The following is a 16,296-nucleotide window of genomic DNA, read 5'->3' as shown; positions in this document are numbered from 1 at the left end:
GTAGGAGCGAGCTTGCCTCGCGATCTTTTGACTGTTTAAAAGATCGCGAGGCAAGCTCGCTCCTACACGGTTATATCAAGCCGTTTTCCTTCAGCCGCTTCAGGCTCATCTCCAGTGTCTGCATCCCTGCCGCCGCGCCGGTCTGGATCGCCGAGACCATCTGCGCCACTTTGTTTTCCCGGATCAGGTTACGAATCGCAGGCGTGGCCAGCATGATTTCGTGCGCCGCGACCCGTCCTCCCCCCGCACGTTTGACCAATGTTTGCGCAATCACCCCTTGCAGTGACTCAGACAGCATCGTGCGCACCATGGCCTTTTCATCGGCCGCGAACACGTCAATGATGCGGTCGACGGCTTTGGCCGCTGATGCGGTGTGCAATGTCGCCAGCACCAAGTGCCCGGTTTCTGCCGCCGTCAGCGCCAGGCGGACGGTCTCCAGGTCGCGCAGTTCTCCGAGCATGATCACGTCCGGGTCTTCACGCAGCGCCGACCGTAGCGCCGCTGCCACGCTGTGGGTGTCACGGTGCACTTCGCGCTGGTTGATCAGGCACTTGCGGGGCGCGTGCAGGTACTCAATCGGGTCTTCGATGGTAAGGATGTGCTGTTGGCGGGTCGCGTTGATGTGATCAATCATTGCGGCCAATGTGGTGCTCTTGCCTGAGCCCGTCGCGCCGGTAACCAGCACCAGCCCCTGTGACAGGCCACAAAGCCCTTTAAACACCTCACCCAGCCCCAACCCTTCCAGGCTGGGGACTTGCGCCGTAATGCTGCGAAACACCGCCCCGGCTCCGCGCTGCTGCTCAAAGGCATTGACCCGAAAGCGTCCCAGTCCGGGCACTGCGTATGAAAAATCAGCTTCGTGGGCGGATTCAAAGGCTGAACGCTGTGCGCTATTCATCACGCTGTGGATAAGTTCACGCGCTGCGACCGGGGTCAGCACTGGCAGGTCGCTACGTTGTATTTCCCCGTCCACCCGCAGCATGGGCACCACGCCCGCTGACAGGTGCAGGTCTGATGCCCCGTGTTTGACGCTGAACGCCAACAGGTCGGCGATATCCATACCCCCTCCCAATTCCAGTAGAATGCCGCAGACTTTTACAACGGCGGGCTTAATTGAATGTCCACGATAGCAGGCAACATTGCTCAGGTTGAGGCACGTATCCGTGCAGCGGCAGAGGCTGTGCAACGTGATGTAACGAGCATTCACTTACTCGCGGTCAGCAAGACCAAACCCGCAGCCGCCTTGCGCGAGGCGTACGCCGCCGGCATTCGCGATTTTGGCGAGAATTATCTGCAAGAAGCCCGTGCCAAACAGGTCGAATTAACCGACCTGCCCTTGAGTTGGCACTTCATCGGCCCCATTCAATCGAACAAGACGCGTGAGATCGCCGAGCATTTTGCGTGGGTGCATTCCGTAGACCGCTTGAAGATTGCCCAGCGCCTCTCGGAACAACGCCCGGCCGACTTGCCCCCGCTCAACCTCTGCATTCAGGTCAATGTCAGCGGCGAGGCCAGCAAGTCAGGCTGCACGCCCGAGGACCTGCCAGCCCTGGCGGCGGCAATCCAGGCATTGCCACGTTTGACGTTGCGCGGTTTGATGGCGATTCCGGAACCCACCGAGGTGCGCGCCGAGCAAGACGCCGCGTTTGCCAAGGTACGATCATTGCAACAAAGCCTGAACATGGGGCTCGATACACTCTCCATGGGCATGAGCCACGACCTGGAGTCGGCCATTGCCCAAGGCGCGACGTGGGTGCGTATCGGCACCGCGTTATTTGGCGCCCGCGATTACGGCCAGGCTTGAGACACTCGCCCAACTTTTATAAGGATCGGTTATGAGCAAAACGCGTATTGCCTTTATCGGGGCCGGCAACATGGCTTCCAGCCTGATCGGCGGCCTGCGGGCCAAAGGTCTGGATGCTGCACAGATCCGTGCCTGCGACCCCGGCGCCGAGACCCGGGCCAAGGTTGCGGCCGAGCACGGCATTGAGGTGTTCGCCGACAACGCGCAGGCCGTGCAAGACGCTGACGTGATTGTGATTGCGGTCAAACCGCAAGCCATGAAGGCCGTGTGCCTGGACCTGCGTCCACACCTCAAGCCGCATCAATTGTTGGTGTCGGTAGCCGCCGGCATCACCAGCGCCAGCCTGCTGAACTGGGTCGGCGCACAGCCGCTGGTTCGCTGCATGCCAAACACTCCGGCCTTGCTGGGCAAGGGCGTGAGCGGCCTGTTCGCCACGGAGTCGGTGACCGCCGAACAGCGTCAGCAAGCCGACGATCTGCTCTCTGCCGTGGGCATCGTGGTGTGGGTCGAGACTGAGGCGCAGATCGACGCAGTAACCGCCGTGTCGGGCAGCGGCCCGGCGTATTTCTTCCTGCTGATCGAAGCCATGACCGCCGCTGGCGTCAAGCTCGGCCTGCCCCGTGAAGTGGCCGAACAACTGGCGCAACACACCTCGCTGGGGGCTGCCCACATGGCCGTATCCAGCGGCATCGACGCGGCTGAGCTGCGCCGCCGGGTGACCTCACCCGCGGGCACCACCGAAGCGGCGATCAAGTCGTTCCAGGCAGACGGCTTTGAAGCCATCGTCGAAAAAGCATTGAGTGCCGCCGCGCACCGCTCGGCCGAAATGGCCGAACAATTGGGTCAATAAAGGAGCACATGATGTCTGGACTTAATGGCGCTGCCATTTTCGTGATTCAAACCCTGGGTAGCCTCTACCTGCTGATCGTGCTGCTGCGTTTCATCCTGCAATTGGTACGGGCCAACTTCTACAACCCGTTGTGCCAGTTCACCGTCAAAGCCACCCAACCGCTGCTCAAGCCTTTGCGCCGCGTGATCCCGAGCCTGTTCGGGCTGGACATGTCGTCGTTGGTGCTGGCCATTCTGGTGCAGATGGTGATCTTCGCCGTGGTCCTGACGCTGAGCTACATGTCCTTCAACATTCTCGGGCTGCTGGCCTGGGCGTTGATCGGCGTGTTTACGCTGTTTTTGAAGGTGTTCTTCTTCGCCATCATCATCAGCGTGATCCTCTCGTGGGTTGCACCGGGCGGCGCCAGCCCGGCCGCTGAGCTGGTTAACCAGATCACCGAGCCTGCCCTGGCTCCGTTCCGCCGTATTCTGCCGAGCATGGGCGGCCTGGATATCTCGCCGATTCTGGCGTTCATGGTCATCCAGTTGCTGCAAAGCTACGTCATCCCGCCTTTGGCGATGTACGTCGGCATGCCGGTCGTGCTGTTCGGCCTGATCTAACGAAAAAACCTGTAGGAGCGAGCTTGCCTCGCGATCTTTTAAAACATCAAAAGATCGCGAGACAAGCTCGCTCCTACAGAGGTTTGAGCATTGCTTGCCGCTCTGCCCCCCGCTCATTAGACTTACGCCTCATTTGAATGAGAGCAGGGTCAATGCCAGCTGCCTTTCCCCCCGATTCCGTTGGTCTGGTCGTGCCGCAAATCGCGCACTTCAGCGAACCGCTGGCGTTAGCCTGTGGCCGTTCACTGCCTGCCTATGATCTGATTTACGAAACCTATGGCCAGCTCAATGCCACGGCCAGCAATGCCGTGCTGATCTGCCACGCGCTTTCCGGGCATCACCATGCCGCCGGTTACCACAGTGCCGACGAGCGCAAGCCCGGCTGGTGGGACAGCTGCATCGGCCCCGGCAAGCCGATCGACACCAATAAGTTCTTTGTGGTCAGCCTCAACAATCTTGGCGGCTGCAATGGCTCTACCGGCCCGAGCAGCCTCAACCCCGAAACCGGCCGCCCGTTTGGCGCTGATTTCCCGGTGCTGACAGTGGAAGACTGGGTGCACAGCCAGGCCCGTCTGGCCGACCGTTTGGGCATCAACCAGTGGGCCGCCGTAATCGGTGGCAGCCTGGGCGGCATGCAGGCGTTGCAGTGGAGCATCAGCTACCCGGATCGCCTGCGCCATTGCCTGGCCATTGCTTCGGCGCCTAAATTGTCCGCGCAGAACATCGCGTTCAACGAAGTGGCGCGTCAGGCCATCCTCACCGACCCTGAGTTCCACGGCGGCTCGTTCCAGGAACAAGGCGTGATCCCCAAGCGTGGCCTGATGCTGGCGCGCATGGTCGGGCACATCACTTACCTGTCCGATGACTCCATGGGCGAAAAATTCGGCCGTGGCCTGAAGAACGAAAACCTCAACTACGACTTCCACAGCGTCGAGTTCCAGGTAGAAAGCTACCTGCGCTATCAGGGTGAGGAGTTTTCCGGGCGTTTCGACGCCAATACCTACCTGTTGATGACCAAGGCGCTGGACTACTTCGACCCGGCCGCCAACTTCAACGACGACCTGGCCAAAACCTTTGCCGGGGCCAAGGCTCGCTTTTGCGTGATGTCGTTCACCACAGACTGGCGCTTCTCGCCTGCGCGCTCGCGTGAGCTGGTGGATGCGCTGATGGCGGCGAAAAAAGACGTTTGCTACCTCGAGATCGATGCACCCCAAGGCCATGACGCCTTCCTGATTCCGATCCCGCGCTACCTGCAAGCCTTCAGCAATTACATGAACCGAATAGACCTGTGAGAACGCCATGAGAGCCGACCTGGAAATCATCCAAGACTGGATCCCCGCTGGCAGCCGCGTACTCGACCTCGGTTGTGGTGATGGCGAACTGCTGAGCTGGCTGCGCGACAACAAGCAAGTCACCGGCTACGGCCTGGAAAACGACCCGGACAACATCGCCGAGTGCGTGGCCAAAGGCATCAACGTGATCGAGCAAGATCTGGACAAAGGGCTGGGCAACTTTGCCAGCAACAGCTTTGACATCGTGGTCATGACCCAGGCGCTGCAAGCGGTGCACTACCCTGACCGGATCCTCGACGAGATGCTGCGCGTCGGACGCCAGTGCATCATCACCTTCCCGAACTTCGGTCACTGGCGTTGCCGCTGGTATCTGGCCAGCAAAGGCCGCATGCCTGTTTCCGAGTTTCTGCCGTACACCTGGTACAACACGCCTAACATTCACTTCTGCACCTTCGAAGACTTTGAAGAGCTGTGCCGTGAGCGCGAAGCCCGCGTGATCAACCGCCTTGCTGTAGATCAACAACACCGGCACGGATGGGCGAGTAAGTTATGGCCTAACCTGTTGGGTGAGATTGGCATTTACCGTGTCAGCAGTCCTGGCCTGCAGGATCATCAAATCGCGGTTTAAATCAGGGTTCACAAGGAGAAAGGCTATGGGACGGATTGGATTACTGCTGCTGTCGATGTGCTTCGCCGCTCAGGCGATGGCTGCGGGGGCCACCCAGGTGGGCGGCACCGTGGTCAACTACAACGCCTTCATGACCAACTTCCTTAGCCCTGAGATCACCGCCAGGTACGGCCTGCAACGCAGTGAGCAACTTGGAGCGCTGAACTTCAACCTGTCCAAAGATGATCAAAAAATAGCCAGCACGATCAAGGGCACTTACCGCGAAACCGGTGATAAAAAAGCTAAACCGCTCACCTTCAAACAGGTGATCAATGACCAGGGGGCGATTGATTACTTCGCCCAGTTCCCGGTCCAGCCCGCTAAAGTCTATGTGTTCGCCATTGAGCTCAAGGTCAACGGCGAAACCAAAGACATCGAATTTTCCCAAGAGGTCGCTCCGCTCCAATGATTAACCTTACGCAACTGGTTTTGGCTAGCCACAACGCCGGCAAACTCAAAGAACTTCAGGCCATGCTCGGCGAGTCGGTGCAGTTGCGCTCGATTGGAGAATTCAGCAGCGTTGAGCCGGATGAAACCGGCTTGTCGTTCGTTGAAAACGCGATTCTTAAAGCGCGCAACGCGGCACGTATCTCGGGCTTGCCGGCACTGGCAGACGACTCGGGGCTGGCAGTGGACTTTCTCGGTGGCGCACCGGGCATCTACTCGGCCCGTTATGCCGACGGCAAAGGCGATGCGGCGAACAACGCCAAGCTGCTCGACGCCTTAAAAGACGTGCCAGAAGCCGAGCGCGGCGCGCAATTTGTGTGCGTGCTGGCGCTGGTGCGTCACGCCGACGATCCGCTGCCGATTATCTGCGAAGGCTTGTGGCACGGCCGCATCCTGCACGCGGCCAGCGGCGAGCACGGTTTTGGTTACGACCCGTTGTTTTGGGTGCCGGAGCGCAACTGCTCCAGCGCTGAACTCAGCCCGGCCGAGAAAAACCAGTTGAGCCACCGCGCCCGCGCCATGGACTTGCTGCGTCAGCGTTTGGGCCTGAAATGACCCATGACACCCCTTCACAGCCGCTCTATCTGGGTGCGGCTGGCTTTACTCAGCAGGCGCCGCGCGCGCCGCTGACGCAACTGCCACCCCTGTCGCTGTACATCCATATTCCGTGGTGCGTGCGCAAATGCCCGTACTGCGACTTCAACTCGCACACTGCAAGCCCGGTGCTGCCCGAAGAAGAATACGTCGACGCGCTGCTGGCCGACCTCGATCAAGACCTGCACGCGATCTATGGCCGCGAGCTGAGCTCGATCTTTTTTGGCGGCGGCACGCCGAGCCTGTTCAGTGCCCAGGCGCTGGGCCGCTTGCTCAAGGGGGTCGAAGCGCGCATCCCGTTTGCCAGCGACATCGAAATCACCCTCGAAGCCAACCCCGGCACATTTGAGCAAGAAAAGTTTGTGGCCTATCGCCAACTGGGGATCAATCGTCTGTCGATTGGCATCCAGAGTTTTCAGCAAGAAAAACTCCAGGCGCTGGGGCGTATCCACAACGGTGACGAAGCCGTGCGCGCCGCCGGGATGGCGCGTCAGGCGGGCTTTGATAACTTCAACCTCGACTTGATGCACGGCTTGCCCGATCAGAGCCTGGAAGACGCCCTGAGCGACCTGCGCCAGGCCATTGCCCTCAAACCGACACATCTGTCGTGGTATCAACTGACGCTGGAACCCAACACGGTGTTCTGGAACAAGCCGCCTGATTTGCCCGAAGACGACACCTTGTGGGACATCCAGGAAGCGGGCCAGGCGTTGCTCGCCGAACACGGCTACGCCCAGTACGAAGTGTCGGCCTACGCCCAGCCGGGTCGCCCGGCGCGGCACAACCTGAACTACTGGAGCTTTGGCGACTTTATCGGTATTGGCGCTGGCGCTCATGGGAAATTGAGCCACCCTGATGGCCGAATTGTCCGCACCTGGAAGACCCGTCTTCCAAAGGACTACCTCAATCCAGCCAAAAACTTTCAAGCCGGTGAGAAAACCCTGACAGCGGAAGAGCTACCTTTTGAGTTTCTAATGAACGCCTTGCGTCTTACCGACGGCGTCGACTCATCGCTCTACCCGCAGCGCACCGGTTTGCCTATTGAGAGTTTGAATGAGGGACGGCAGGCGGCAGAACAAAGCGGCTTATTGCAGGTCGAACCGACACGCTTGGCGGCGACCGCCCGAGGGCAGTTGTTTCTCAACGACTTGTTACAGCACTTTCTGATCTAAGGAACGCGAATGGACTTGGTACTTGACCTGCTTGCCACCGTGTCACGCTGGAGCCGCAGCCATCTCTCCGAGATATCCCTGGCCCTGATTGGCTGCCTGCTGGTGCTGTTTGGTGCGGACTTTAAAGGGTGGGTTGAACAGCGTCTGGGCAGCATCGCCGGTGCCTTGCGCGTTCCCTTGATGGCCCTGCTGTGCCTGATCGGCAGCGGCGCCGCCCTGATCTACGCCACGCCATGGGTTGAGCGCGGCCTGAGCCAATTCAACAACTACAGCCTTGCGCCGGTGTTGTTGGTGGTACTGGTGTTGATCGGCGTAGTCGCAGATCGCCGCGGATAACCCCGCCCCCCCTGTAGGAGCGAGCTTGCCTCGCGATCTTTTGATCTTTTAAAAGATCGCGAGACAAGCTCGCTCCTACAGAGGATTGCGTTTTTTACGCCAACTTCTCGAACTTCAAATCCCATACGCCATGACCAAAGTTAAAGAGCACTACTGAAACAGACAAACTTCCGTAATTTACGCAGTCACGGGCTTTAGTTATGTCACTAACGGTATTTGAAATAGTCCTCGTAGCCGCCGTTCTACACGCGTCATGGAACGCCATTGTTAAAGCTGGCAAAAACACGGTATTAACCATGGTGCTGGTGACCGCTTCAGCGGCGCTATGGGCTGTTGTTTTATTGCCTGTTCTTCCTTCCCCAAGCCCAGAAAGCTGGCCCTATATTGCGCTGTCTGCAGCACTGCAAATCGTCTATTTTGCACTGGTCGCAAGGATCTATCGCATTGCAGACATGAGCCAAACTTATCCAATAATGCGCGGTGCGGCACCGCTTATTGTTGCTCTCGCCGGTACCCTTTTCCTCGACGAAACCTTGTCCAGCCCTGCTTGGCTGGGTGTCTGTATTATCTGTTCGGGTATTTTAATAATGCTCTGGAGCGGGGGGCAAAAGAGTCGGGAAGGTTTAATACTCGCGCTATTAAACGCCTTGGTTATTAGCGGCTACACATTAGTCGATGGTATTGGCGTACGGTTATCCGCAGCACCAGCGTCTTACACGCTCTGGATATTTTTGATTACTGGCGCATCTATTGGCTGCTGGGCAACACTCACTCAATGGTCGCAGACGCGTCACTATCTGTGGCTCAATTGGCACTTGGGTGCTGTCGGAGGTCTTGGCACTCTGGTTTCTTATGGGCTGGCCTTATATGCAATGACCCAGGCCCCCGTAGCCGTCGTGGCCGCGCTGCGTGAAACATCAATTTTGTTCTCAGCCGTCATCTCATGGCTGATTCTGAAAGAACACATCACGGTCGTGCGTTGTGTGTCCGTATGCGTGATTGCAATCGGGGCAATCACGTTACGTCTGGCTTAGAAACCGGCCTCCAAGCAGGGGGAGACCGGCACTCTAATAAGTACTTACGCCAACTTCTCGAACTTCAAATCCCACACGCCATGGCCAAGACGTTCGCCACGGCGTTCGAATTTGGTCACCGGGCGCTCGGCCGGGCGTGGGACGCACTGGCCGTCTTCGGCCAGGTTGCGGTAACCCGGCGCGACGTTCATGACTTCCAGCATGTACTCGGCATACGGTTCCCAGTCGGTCGCCATGTGCAGCACGCCACCCACTTTCAGCTTGGAACGCACCAGTTCGGCAAACGATGCCTGGACGATGCGGCGCTTGTGGTGACGGCTCTTGTGCCATGGGTCCGGGAAGAACAGCAGCAGGCGGTCGAGGCTGTTGTCAGCCACGCAGCGGGTCAGGACTTCGATCGCGTCGCAGTCGTATACCCGCAGGTTGGTCAGGCCTTGGGTCAGCACGCCGTTGAGCAGCGCGCCCACACCCGGACGGTGAACCTCGACGCCGATGAAGTCTTGCTCAGGCGAAGCCGCCGCCATTTCCAGCAGGGAGTGACCCATGCCGAAGCCGATTTCCAGGGTGCGCGGGGCCGAGCGACCAAACACCTGGTCGTAATCGACCGGCGCATCGGCCAGCGGCAGTACGTACAGCGGCGCGCCTTGATCCAGGCCGCGTTGCTGGCCTTCGGTCATGCGCCCGGCACGCATCACAAAGCTCTTGATGCGGCGGTGCTGGCGGTCGTCGCCTTCTTCCAGGGTTGGGGTGTCGAGTGATTCAGTCATCAGTGGCTCTTACTTGATCAGACCATCCAGCGGCGAGGAGGCGCTGGCATAGAGTTTTTTCGGCATGCGCCCGGCCAGATACGCCAGACGGCCCGCCACAATGGCGTGCTTCATGGCTTCGGCCATGATGATTGGATGCTGGGCGTTGGCGATGGCTGAGTTCATCAGCACGGCTTCGCAGCCCATTTCCATGGCGATGGTGGCGTCGGAGGCAGTGCCTACGCCCGCGTCCACCAGCACCGGGATTTTCGCTTCTTCCAGAATGATCCGCAGGTTGTACGGGTTGCAGATGCCCAACCCCGTGCCGATCAGGCCCGCCAGCGGCATGACCGCGATGCAGCCCATGGCTTCGAGCTCGCGGGCGATGATCGGGTCATCGCTGGTGTACACCATCACGTCAAAACCGTCCTTGACCAGCACTTCGGCGGCCTTGAGGGTTTCGATCACGTTCGGGAACAGGGTTTTCTGGTCTGCCAGCACTTCGAGTTTGACCAGGTTGTGGCCGTCGAGCAGCTCACGGGCCAGTCGGCAGGTACGCACGGCTTCAACCGCGTCGTAGCAACCGGCGGTGTTCGGCAGGATGGTGTAGCGATCTGGCGGCAACACGTCGAGCAGGTTCGGCTCGCCGGGGTTTTGCCCGATGTTGGTGCGACGCACAGCGACGGTGACGATTTCTGCGCCCGAGGCTTCGATGGCCAGACGGGTTTCTTCCAGGTCACGGTATTTGCCGGTGCCTACCAGCAAACGCGACTGGTACGTACGGCCGGCCAACACGAAAGGCTTGTCGCTGCGAACATTGCTCATCGGGAATCCTCTTCTAATTGTGTGCACTGTGGACAGGTGTGAAGCGGGGCAAGCTGACTAGCCGCCACCGATGGCATGAACCACTTCGACCTGATCGCCTTCTTTGAGCACCGTTTCGCCGTGCTGGCTGCGCGGCACGATGTCCAGGTTAAGCTCGACGGCGACACGACGGCCTGTCAGTTCCTGGAGGGCCAACAAGCCCGCGACGGTCTCGCCGTCCGGCAGTTCAAAGGATTCACCGTTCAACTGAATGTGCATGCGCGACGCTGCCATCATTTTTAGGGGTCAGCATTCTAGCCCGATCAGTCAGGGCGACCCAAGCCATTCGTCCTACAGACTTAACTAACGCGCCAAGCGGCCAGCCCCAGGCATAACCAGCCCGCCAAAAAGCCGAGGCCGCCGATGGGGGTGATCATTCCCAGCTTGCTGATGCCGGTCATTGTCAGCACGTACAAACTGCCGGAGAACAGCACAATGCCCAGCGCAAAACAGATACCGGCCCAGGTCACCAGTCGGCTTTGCAGGTGCGTTGCCAGCAGCGCAACGCCGATCAAGGCCAGGGCGTGGACCAGTTGATAGGTCACACCGGTATGAAAAATAGCCAGGTATTGCTCACTCAAGCGGCCTTTCAGGCCATGGGCCGCGAATGCGCCGAGGGCAACGCCGGTAAAGCCAAAAAAGGCGGCCAACATCAGGAAAACACGCAACATGGTTCACTCCCTTCAGGGTCATCGAATAGCGCAGGGTCTGTATAATGGCCCGCTCAACGGGTTCGGCCAAGCCATCTATGCTGCGTAATCTTCTACATCGCGTCCTTAAAGCCCTGCTGTGGTTTGCAGCGGGCAGTGCGTTGCTGGTGCTGATTTTCCGCTGGGTACCGCCGCCGGGCACCGCGCTGATGGCCGAACGCAAGGTTGAGTCGTGGTTCGACGGTCAGCCCATTGACCTGCAACGCAGCTGGCGGCCCTGGGATGACATCTCCAACGAGCTGAAAGTCGCAGTGATTGCGGGCGAAGATCAGAAATTCGCCGAGCACTGGGGCTTTGACTTCAGCGCCATCAGGGCGGCGTTCGTGCATAACGAAAAGGGCGGTACGGTGCGCGGCGCCAGCACGCTGAGCCAGCAGGTGTCGAAAAACCTGTTTTTGTGGTCGGGCCGCAGTTGGCTGCGCAAAGGGCTCGAAGCCTGGTTTACCGGGCTGATTGAGCTGTTGTGGCCCAAGCAGCGGATCCTTGAGGTGTACCTCAACAGCGCTGAATGGGATGAAGGCGTGTTTGGCGCACAGGCCGCGGCGCAGCATCACTTTGGTGTCGACGCCAAAAACCTCTCGCGCCAGCAGGCCAGCCAGTTGGCCGCCGTATTGCCCAACCCGCGCAACTGGAGCGCCAGCCACCCGACGCCCTACGTGGCCAGCCGCGCTGCCTGGATTCGCCAGCAAATGCGCCAATTGGGCGGCGACAATTACCTCACCACCCTGAACACCTCCCGCAGCGATAAGCCTTGGGCGGAGTAAACCAACTGGAACTGCCGCACCGTCTTCGACGCCGCGCTGTCGCGCAGCAAACAGGCTACCGACTATCTCTAGCATCCCCCAATCGGTTCCCTCTCCTTCGGGAGAGGCGTTGTGAGAGGCGTCTTAGATCAAGATCAAAAGATCGCGAGGCAAGCTCGCTCCTACAGGGTATTTGCCCACTAACAAAAACGCCCCGATCAGATCGGGGCGTTTTTTTGACAGTCGCGTTAAGCGGCGATCGAGAGTTTGAGCTTGTTCATCGCGCTTTTTTCCAGCTGACGAATACGCTCTGCAGACACGTTGTACTTTTGTGCCAGGTCGTGCAGCGTGGCTTTCTCTTCAGCCAACCAGCGCTGATACAGAATGTCACGGCTACGGTCGTCCAACACTTCCAGCGCTTCGTGCAGGTTGGTGTTGGAGTTGTCGGTCCAGTCAGCATCTTCCAGTTGACGCGCCGGGTCGTACCGGTGGTCTTCCAGGTAGTTGGCTGGCGACTGGAATGCACTGTCGTCGTCAGCTTCTGCTGCCGGATCAAAAGCCATGTCCTGACCGGTCAGGCGGCTTTCCATTTCGCGCACTTCGCGAGGCTCTACGCCCAGGCTTTCAGCCACGCGATGGACTTCTTCGTTGTTCAGCCAGGCCAGACGTTTTTTCTGGCTGCGCAGGTTGAAGAACAGTTTGCGCTGAGCCTTGGTGGTCGCGACTTTCACGATCCGCCAGTTACGCAGAATAAACTCGTGGATCTCTGCCTTGATCCAGTGCACGGCGAACGACACCAGACGCACACCCATTTCGGGGTTGAAGCGTTTGACCGCCTTCATCAGGCCGACGTTACCTTCCTGGATCAGGTCTGCCTGAGCCAGGCCATAACCCGAATAACTACGGGCAATGTGTACAACAAAACGCAGGTGGGCGAGCACCATCTGCCGAGCCGCCCCCAAATCCTGCTCATAGTAGAGACTCTCGGCCAGTTCACGCTCCTGCTCAGGTGTCAGCAGTGGAATGCTGTTCACCGTGTTGACATAGGCCTCCAGGTTCGCACCAGGGACCAACGCATACGCAGGTTGCAAAGAAGTGGTCATACGAATAAACCTCCGTCTCACATAACTCGTGCAGTTCAGCACTGCGAAAGTTGACCGGAAACTGTGAAAAAAGTTCCGAAAAAAGCTGAAAAGGTCAACATGTAAAAAGCATTTACTTAGGCGAAAGCTCACGTAAGTGACGTGCGACTGCAATCCATGCACCGATATACCCTAACAGCACCGCGCCAAGCAATAGCGACAGACCATCGGCTACCGGCACTCCGGCCAGCGCAAAATCGCTGCCATACAATCCCGCCAGCCCGACAACCGCGTCGTTGAGCCAGTTCAAACCGAATGCCAACACCCCCCAGGAAAGAATCCCGGCGCCAAACCCGTAAAGCGCGCCCATGTACAGAAACGGCCTACGCACGTAGCTGTCTGTACCACCGACCAGCTTGATCACTTCAATTTCGATCCGACGGTTCTCGATGTGCAGACGAATGGTGTTACCGATCACCAGCAGCAACGCCGAGACCAGCAAAACGGTCAAACCAAACACAAAACGGTCACCCAGCTTGAGGATCGCCGCCAAGCGTTCGACCCAGACTAGATCAAGTTGCGCCTGTTGCACTTTCGGCAACTCGGAAAGTCGTTCGCGCAAGGCCTCAAGGGTGGCTTTATCGACCTCATTGGGGGTCACCAGCACCACGCCCGGCAACGGGTTGTCCGGCAGCTCTTTGAGCGCTTCGCCCAAGCCAGACTGCTGCTGGAACTCATCCAGGGCCTTTTCGCGGCTGATGAATTCAGCGTCCGCGACCCCCGGCATACCTTTTATCTGATTGCTTAATTGTTCGCCCTGCGAGTTGCTGGCGTCCATTTGCAGGTACAGCGAAATTTGCGCAGCGCGCTGCCATGAACCGCCCAGGCGCTCGACGTTGCTCAGCAACAGCGACAAGCCCATCGGCAAGCTCAGGGCGACGGCCATCACCAAGCAGGTAAAAAAGCTGCCAATCGGCTGCTTGCCCAAGCGGCGCAAGCTGTCGAGCAGACTGGCGCGGTGCGACTCTACCCAGGCGTGGAACAACATCCCAAAACTGGGGCCATCGTCTTCGTCGTGTTTTTTCTTTTTCGGCGGCTGTGGATCGGCCGCCTTGGGTGCCACGCGCTCGGACACCTTGGGGCTGCGAGTGGCACTCATTGTCCGGCCTCCCCGTCGCCAATCAATCGGCCACGCTGCAAGGTCAGCATGCGGTGGCGCATACGCGCGATCAGTGCCAGGTCGTGGCTGGCAATCAGTACGCTGGTACCCAAACGGTTGATGTCTTCAAATACGCCCATAATTTCCGCCGCCAAACGCGGGTCGAGGTTGCCGGTAGGTTCATCTGCCAGCAGCAAGGCTGGACGATGGACGATGGCTCGGGCAATGCCGACGCGTTGTTGTTGGCCGGTGGACAAGTCGCCGGGGTACAGCTCGGCTTTGTCCGACAGCGACACGCGGTCCAGCGCGGAGTCGACGCGCTTGGCGATTTCCGGCTTGGACAAGCCCAGAATCTGCAACGGCAGCGCGACGTTGTTGAACACCGTGCGATCAAACAGCAGTTGGTGGTTCTGGAAGACCACGCCGATCTGGCGACGCAAAAAGGGAATCTGCGTGTTGCTGATCTGGCTCAGGTCCTGGCCCGCCAGCAGCAATTTGCCGCTGGTAGGGCGCTCCATCGCCAGCAACAGCCGCAACAGCGTGCTTTTGCCCGCGCCGGAGTGGCCGGTGACAAACAAAAACTCGCCGCGCCGGACCCGGAAGCTCAGCTCGTGCAGGCCCACGTGTCCATTTGGATAGCGTTTACCGACCTGCTCGAAACGAATCATGGACGCTCCCGCTCCGCAAACAGAGCCTGAACAAAAGGTTCGGACTCAAAGGTACGCAAATCATCGATGCCTTCACCGACGCCGATAAAGCGGATCGGAATGTTGAACTGTTTGGCCAGGGCGAAGATCACCCCGCCTTTGGCCGTGCCGTCGAGCTTGGTCAGCGCCAGGCCGGTCAAGGCCACGGTCTGGTTGAACTGCTTGGCCTGGTTGATAGCGTTCTGCCCGGTACCGGCGTCGAGTACCAGCAGCACTTCGTGCGGGGCTTCTTCGTCGAGCTTGCCGATCACCCGGCGGACTTTTTTCAGCTCTTCCATCAGGTTGTCTTTGGTGTGCAGACGACCGGCGGTGTCGGCGATCAACACATCGATGCCCCGCGCCTTGGCAGCTTGCACCGCGTCAAAAATCACCGAGGCCGAGTCGGCGCCCGTGTGCTGGGCGATCACCGGGATCTGGTTACGCTCGCCCCAGACCTGCAACTGCTCGACCGCTGCCGCACGGAAGGTATCACCGGCCGCCAGCATGACTTTTTTGCCCTCCAGTTGCAGTTTTTTCGCCAGTTTGCCGATGGTGGTGGTTTTACCCGCACCGTTGACGCCGACCACCAAAATTACAAACGGCTTGTTGCGGGCTTCGATTTTCAGCGGCTGCTCAACCGGTTTGAGCATGGCGGCCAGCTCGTCCTGCAACGACTTGTACAGCGCGTCGGCGTCGGTCAGTTGCTTGCGCGCGACCTTCTGCGTCAGGTTTTTGATGATCACCGAGGTCGCTTCAACGCCCACGTCGGCCGTCAGCAAGCGGGTTTCGATTTCGTCCAGCAGGTCGTCATCAATAACTTTTTTGCCTAGGAACAGGCTGGCCATGCCTTCGCCAATGCTGGCGCTGGTTTTGGACAAACCTTGTTTGAGGCGGGCAAAGAAACCGACTTTGGCTTCTGCCACAGGAGCAGGCGTCGGCGCAGGCGGTTCGATCACGGGCGCAGGTGCAGGTGCAGCCACCACGGCAACCGGAGCGGCAACAGGCGCGGGAGCTGGAGCTGGAGCAACCGGCTCAGGCTCAGGCTCAGGCAGGGTTTCAACCACCTCAAGCACCGGCTCAACGACTTCAACCACCGCAACCACAAGCTCTGGCTCTGGCTCTGGCTCTGGCTCTGGCTCTGGAATCGGCGGCACGATGTGCGGCGCTTCCACGTCTTCGACCAGGGCAACCGGCTCCTCGGGCACCGGCAACGGCGGCCATGGCTCAGGTTTGGCCGCTTCAACCACAGGGGCAGCGACCACTTCTGGCACGGGCTCGACCACCACCGGCGTGGCTTCGATCAACGGCTCGGGGGTGACTTCAGGCGCAGGCGCTGGCTGTTCAACGACGGTTTCCTGCGGTTTTCTGCGCAGCCATCCGAACAGGCCTTTCTTCTCGCCAGCCGCAGCTGGGTTCTTCTTGTCGTCGTTGGAACCAAACATGGAGGACGGCTATCTCATCGTAGCGAAGCGCCACTGTGGCGCCCCGGCAAATAATATTCGGTGTGAAAA

At 59.2% G+C, this 16,296-nt stretch carries 20 protein-coding genes; 11 read left to right on the top strand and 9 right to left on the bottom strand.

All coding sequences use genetic code 11. The features are described from left to right. Positions 1-70: 70 nt before the first annotated feature. Entirely contained in the window at positions 71-1,060 is a 990-nt protein-coding gene (locus QMX84_RS16885) for a type IV pilus twitching motility protein PilT (RefSeq protein WP_282364316.1), read from the bottom strand. 57 nt (positions 1,061-1,117) lie between these two features. Between QMX84_RS16885 and QMX84_RS16880 the strand changes: the two genes are divergently transcribed. From QMX84_RS16880 to QMX84_RS16835, 10 genes are all read left to right on the top strand, one after another. After that, complete coding sequence (locus tag QMX84_RS16880) at positions 1,118-1,804, top strand: YggS family pyridoxal phosphate-dependent enzyme (protein ID WP_262126614.1); 687 nt, start codon at positions 1,118-1,120, stop codon at positions 1,802-1,804. A 31-nt stretch (positions 1,805-1,835) separates the two neighbouring features. Beyond that, positions 1,836-2,654 carry a pyrroline-5-carboxylate reductase gene (proC, locus tag QMX84_RS16875; RefSeq protein WP_282364315.1) on the top strand — a complete coding sequence of 273 codons (819 nt, stop codon included), beginning with the start codon at positions 1,836-1,838 and terminating at the stop codon, positions 2,652-2,654. Between the two features lie 11 nt (positions 2,655-2,665). Continuing rightward, a complete protein-coding gene (locus tag QMX84_RS16870; protein ID WP_282364314.1) occupies positions 2,666-3,253 on the top strand; it encodes a YggT family protein in 588 nt (195 codons plus the stop codon). 152 nt (positions 3,254-3,405) lie between these two features. Beyond that, positions 3,406-4,545, top strand: coding sequence for a homoserine O-acetyltransferase (locus QMX84_RS16865; protein ID WP_048370965.1), 1,140 nt, complete (start codon positions 3,406-3,408; stop codon positions 4,543-4,545). A 7-nt stretch (positions 4,546-4,552) separates the two neighbouring features. Continuing rightward, the gene (metW, locus tag QMX84_RS16860; protein WP_048370967.1) at positions 4,553-5,173 is read left to right on the top strand and encodes a methionine biosynthesis protein MetW; all 621 of its coding nucleotides are present in this window, start codon (positions 4,553-4,555) and stop codon (positions 5,171-5,173) included. A gap of 25 nt (positions 5,174-5,198) precedes the next feature. Next, positions 5,199-5,621, top strand: a complete 423-nt coding sequence (locus tag QMX84_RS16855) for a DUF4426 domain-containing protein (protein ID WP_282364313.1) — start codon at positions 5,199-5,201, stop codon at positions 5,619-5,621. After that, complete coding sequence (rdgB, locus tag QMX84_RS16850; protein ID WP_048370975.1) at positions 5,618-6,214, top strand: RdgB/HAM1 family non-canonical purine NTP pyrophosphatase; 597 nt, start codon at positions 5,618-5,620, stop codon at positions 6,212-6,214. Before QMX84_RS16855 ends, rdgB begins: the two co-directional genes overlap by 4 nt. Continuing rightward, positions 6,211-7,425 carry a radical SAM family heme chaperone HemW gene (gene hemW / locus QMX84_RS16845; RefSeq protein WP_282364312.1) on the top strand — a complete coding sequence of 405 codons (1,215 nt, stop codon included), beginning with the start codon at positions 6,211-6,213 and terminating at the stop codon, positions 7,423-7,425. Before rdgB ends, hemW begins: the two co-directional genes overlap by 4 nt. Positions 7,426-7,434: 9 nt before the next feature. After that, positions 7,435-7,761 (top strand): DUF3392 domain-containing protein, encoded by a 327-nt coding sequence (locus QMX84_RS16840; protein WP_019409176.1) that lies wholly within the window; start codon positions 7,435-7,437, stop codon positions 7,759-7,761. A gap of 200 nt (positions 7,762-7,961) precedes the next feature. After that, positions 7,962-8,795, top strand: a complete 834-nt coding sequence (locus QMX84_RS16835) for a DMT family transporter (protein ID WP_282364311.1) — start codon at positions 7,962-7,964, stop codon at positions 8,793-8,795. 44 nt (positions 8,796-8,839) lie between these two features. Here QMX84_RS16835 and trmB read toward each other — a convergent pair whose 3' ends face one another. From trmB to QMX84_RS16815, 4 genes are all read right to left on the bottom strand, one after another. Beyond that, positions 8,840-9,562, bottom strand: a complete 723-nt coding sequence (trmB, locus tag QMX84_RS16830; RefSeq protein WP_048370979.1) for a tRNA (guanosine(46)-N7)-methyltransferase TrmB — start codon at positions 9,560-9,562, stop codon at positions 8,840-8,842. A gap of 9 nt (positions 9,563-9,571) precedes the next feature. Next, positions 9,572-10,366, bottom strand: a complete 795-nt coding sequence (locus QMX84_RS16825) for a thiazole synthase (RefSeq protein ID WP_048370981.1) — start codon at positions 10,364-10,366, stop codon at positions 9,572-9,574. A gap of 57 nt (positions 10,367-10,423) precedes the next feature. Further along, positions 10,424-10,624, bottom strand: a complete 201-nt coding sequence (gene thiS, locus QMX84_RS16820) for a sulfur carrier protein ThiS (RefSeq protein ID WP_048371198.1) — start codon at positions 10,622-10,624, stop codon at positions 10,424-10,426. 80 nt (positions 10,625-10,704) lie between these two features. Continuing rightward, positions 10,705-11,076: a DUF423 domain-containing protein gene (locus QMX84_RS16815; RefSeq protein WP_262126156.1), complete on the bottom strand. Its 372-nt coding sequence runs from the start codon at positions 11,074-11,076 to the stop codon at positions 10,705-10,707. A 77-nt stretch (positions 11,077-11,153) separates the two neighbouring features. Here QMX84_RS16815 and mtgA point away from each other — a divergent pair, with 77 nt between their 5' ends. Further along, complete coding sequence (mtgA, locus tag QMX84_RS16810) at positions 11,154-11,879, top strand: monofunctional biosynthetic peptidoglycan transglycosylase (protein WP_282364317.1); 726 nt, start codon at positions 11,154-11,156, stop codon at positions 11,877-11,879. Positions 11,880-12,106: 227 nt separating this feature from the next. On the opposite strand, the gene rpoH is transcribed toward mtgA, so the two are convergent. The 4 genes from rpoH to ftsY all read right to left on the bottom strand — a co-directional run bounded on the left by rpoH (position 12,107) and on the right by ftsY (position 16,227). Then, on the bottom strand, positions 12,107-12,961 hold the full coding sequence (gene rpoH, locus QMX84_RS16805; protein ID WP_048370987.1) for an RNA polymerase sigma factor RpoH: 855 nt from the start codon (positions 12,959-12,961) through the stop codon (positions 12,107-12,109). A gap of 112 nt (positions 12,962-13,073) precedes the next feature. Further along, positions 13,074-14,099: a permease-like cell division protein FtsX gene (gene ftsX / locus QMX84_RS16800; protein ID WP_282364310.1), complete on the bottom strand. Its 1,026-nt coding sequence runs from the start codon at positions 14,097-14,099 to the stop codon at positions 13,074-13,076. Then, on the bottom strand, positions 14,096-14,767 hold the full coding sequence (gene ftsE, locus QMX84_RS16795) for a cell division ATP-binding protein FtsE (RefSeq protein ID WP_282364309.1): 672 nt from the start codon (positions 14,765-14,767) through the stop codon (positions 14,096-14,098). Before ftsE ends, ftsX begins: the two co-directional genes overlap by 4 nt. After that, complete coding sequence (ftsY, locus tag QMX84_RS16790; RefSeq protein ID WP_282364308.1) at positions 14,764-16,227, bottom strand: signal recognition particle-docking protein FtsY; 1,464 nt, start codon at positions 16,225-16,227, stop codon at positions 14,764-14,766. Before ftsY ends, ftsE begins: the two co-directional genes overlap by 4 nt. Positions 16,228-16,296: the final 69 nt, after the last annotated feature.

Origin of the sequence: Pseudomonas sp. PS01297, from assembly GCF_029959305.1 — a bacterium.
Taxonomy (GTDB): Bacteria; Pseudomonadota; Gammaproteobacteria; order Pseudomonadales; family Pseudomonadaceae; genus Aquipseudomonas; species Aquipseudomonas helleri.
This window is presented reverse-complemented; position numbering and strand designations above follow the sequence as displayed.

Coding starts and splice junctions, on each gene's coding strand:
- QMX84_RS16885 (WP_282364316.1), bottom strand. CDS start 1,060: ATGGATATCGCCGACCTGTTGGCGTTCAGCGTCAAACACGGGGCATCA.
- QMX84_RS16880 (WP_262126614.1), top strand. CDS start 1,118: ATGTCCACGATAGCAGGCAACATTGCTCAGGTTGAGGCACGTATCCGT.
- proC (WP_282364315.1), top strand. CDS start 1,836: ATGAGCAAAACGCGTATTGCCTTTATCGGGGCCGGCAACATGGCTTCC.
- QMX84_RS16870 (WP_282364314.1), top strand. CDS start 2,666: ATGTCTGGACTTAATGGCGCTGCCATTTTCGTGATTCAAACCCTGGGT.
- QMX84_RS16865 (WP_048370965.1), top strand. CDS start 3,406: ATGCCAGCTGCCTTTCCCCCCGATTCCGTTGGTCTGGTCGTGCCGCAA.
- metW (WP_048370967.1), top strand. CDS start 4,553: ATGAGAGCCGACCTGGAAATCATCCAAGACTGGATCCCCGCTGGCAGC.
- QMX84_RS16855 (WP_282364313.1), top strand. CDS start 5,199: ATGGGACGGATTGGATTACTGCTGCTGTCGATGTGCTTCGCCGCTCAG.
- rdgB (WP_048370975.1), top strand. CDS start 5,618: ATGATTAACCTTACGCAACTGGTTTTGGCTAGCCACAACGCCGGCAAA.
- hemW (WP_282364312.1), top strand. CDS start 6,211: ATGACCCATGACACCCCTTCACAGCCGCTCTATCTGGGTGCGGCTGGC.
- QMX84_RS16840 (WP_019409176.1), top strand. CDS start 7,435: ATGGACTTGGTACTTGACCTGCTTGCCACCGTGTCACGCTGGAGCCGC.
- QMX84_RS16835 (WP_282364311.1), top strand. CDS start 7,962: ATGTCACTAACGGTATTTGAAATAGTCCTCGTAGCCGCCGTTCTACAC.
- trmB (WP_048370979.1), bottom strand. CDS start 9,562: ATGACTGAATCACTCGACACCCCAACCCTGGAAGAAGGCGACGACCGC.
- QMX84_RS16825 (WP_048370981.1), bottom strand. CDS start 10,366: ATGAGCAATGTTCGCAGCGACAAGCCTTTCGTGTTGGCCGGCCGTACG.
- thiS (WP_048371198.1), bottom strand. CDS start 10,624: ATGCACATTCAGTTGAACGGTGAATCCTTTGAACTGCCGGACGGCGAG.
- QMX84_RS16815 (WP_262126156.1), bottom strand. CDS start 11,076: ATGTTGCGTGTTTTCCTGATGTTGGCCGCCTTTTTTGGCTTTACCGGC.
- mtgA (WP_282364317.1), top strand. CDS start 11,154: ATGCTGCGTAATCTTCTACATCGCGTCCTTAAAGCCCTGCTGTGGTTT.
- rpoH (WP_048370987.1), bottom strand. CDS start 12,961: ATGACCACTTCTTTGCAACCTGCGTATGCGTTGGTCCCTGGTGCGAAC.
- ftsX (WP_282364310.1), bottom strand. CDS start 14,099: ATGAGTGCCACTCGCAGCCCCAAGGTGTCCGAGCGCGTGGCACCCAAG.
- ftsE (WP_282364309.1), bottom strand. CDS start 14,767: ATGATTCGTTTCGAGCAGGTCGGTAAACGCTATCCAAATGGACACGTG.
- ftsY (WP_282364308.1), bottom strand. CDS start 16,227: ATGTTTGGTTCCAACGACGACAAGAAGAACCCAGCTGCGGCTGGCGAG.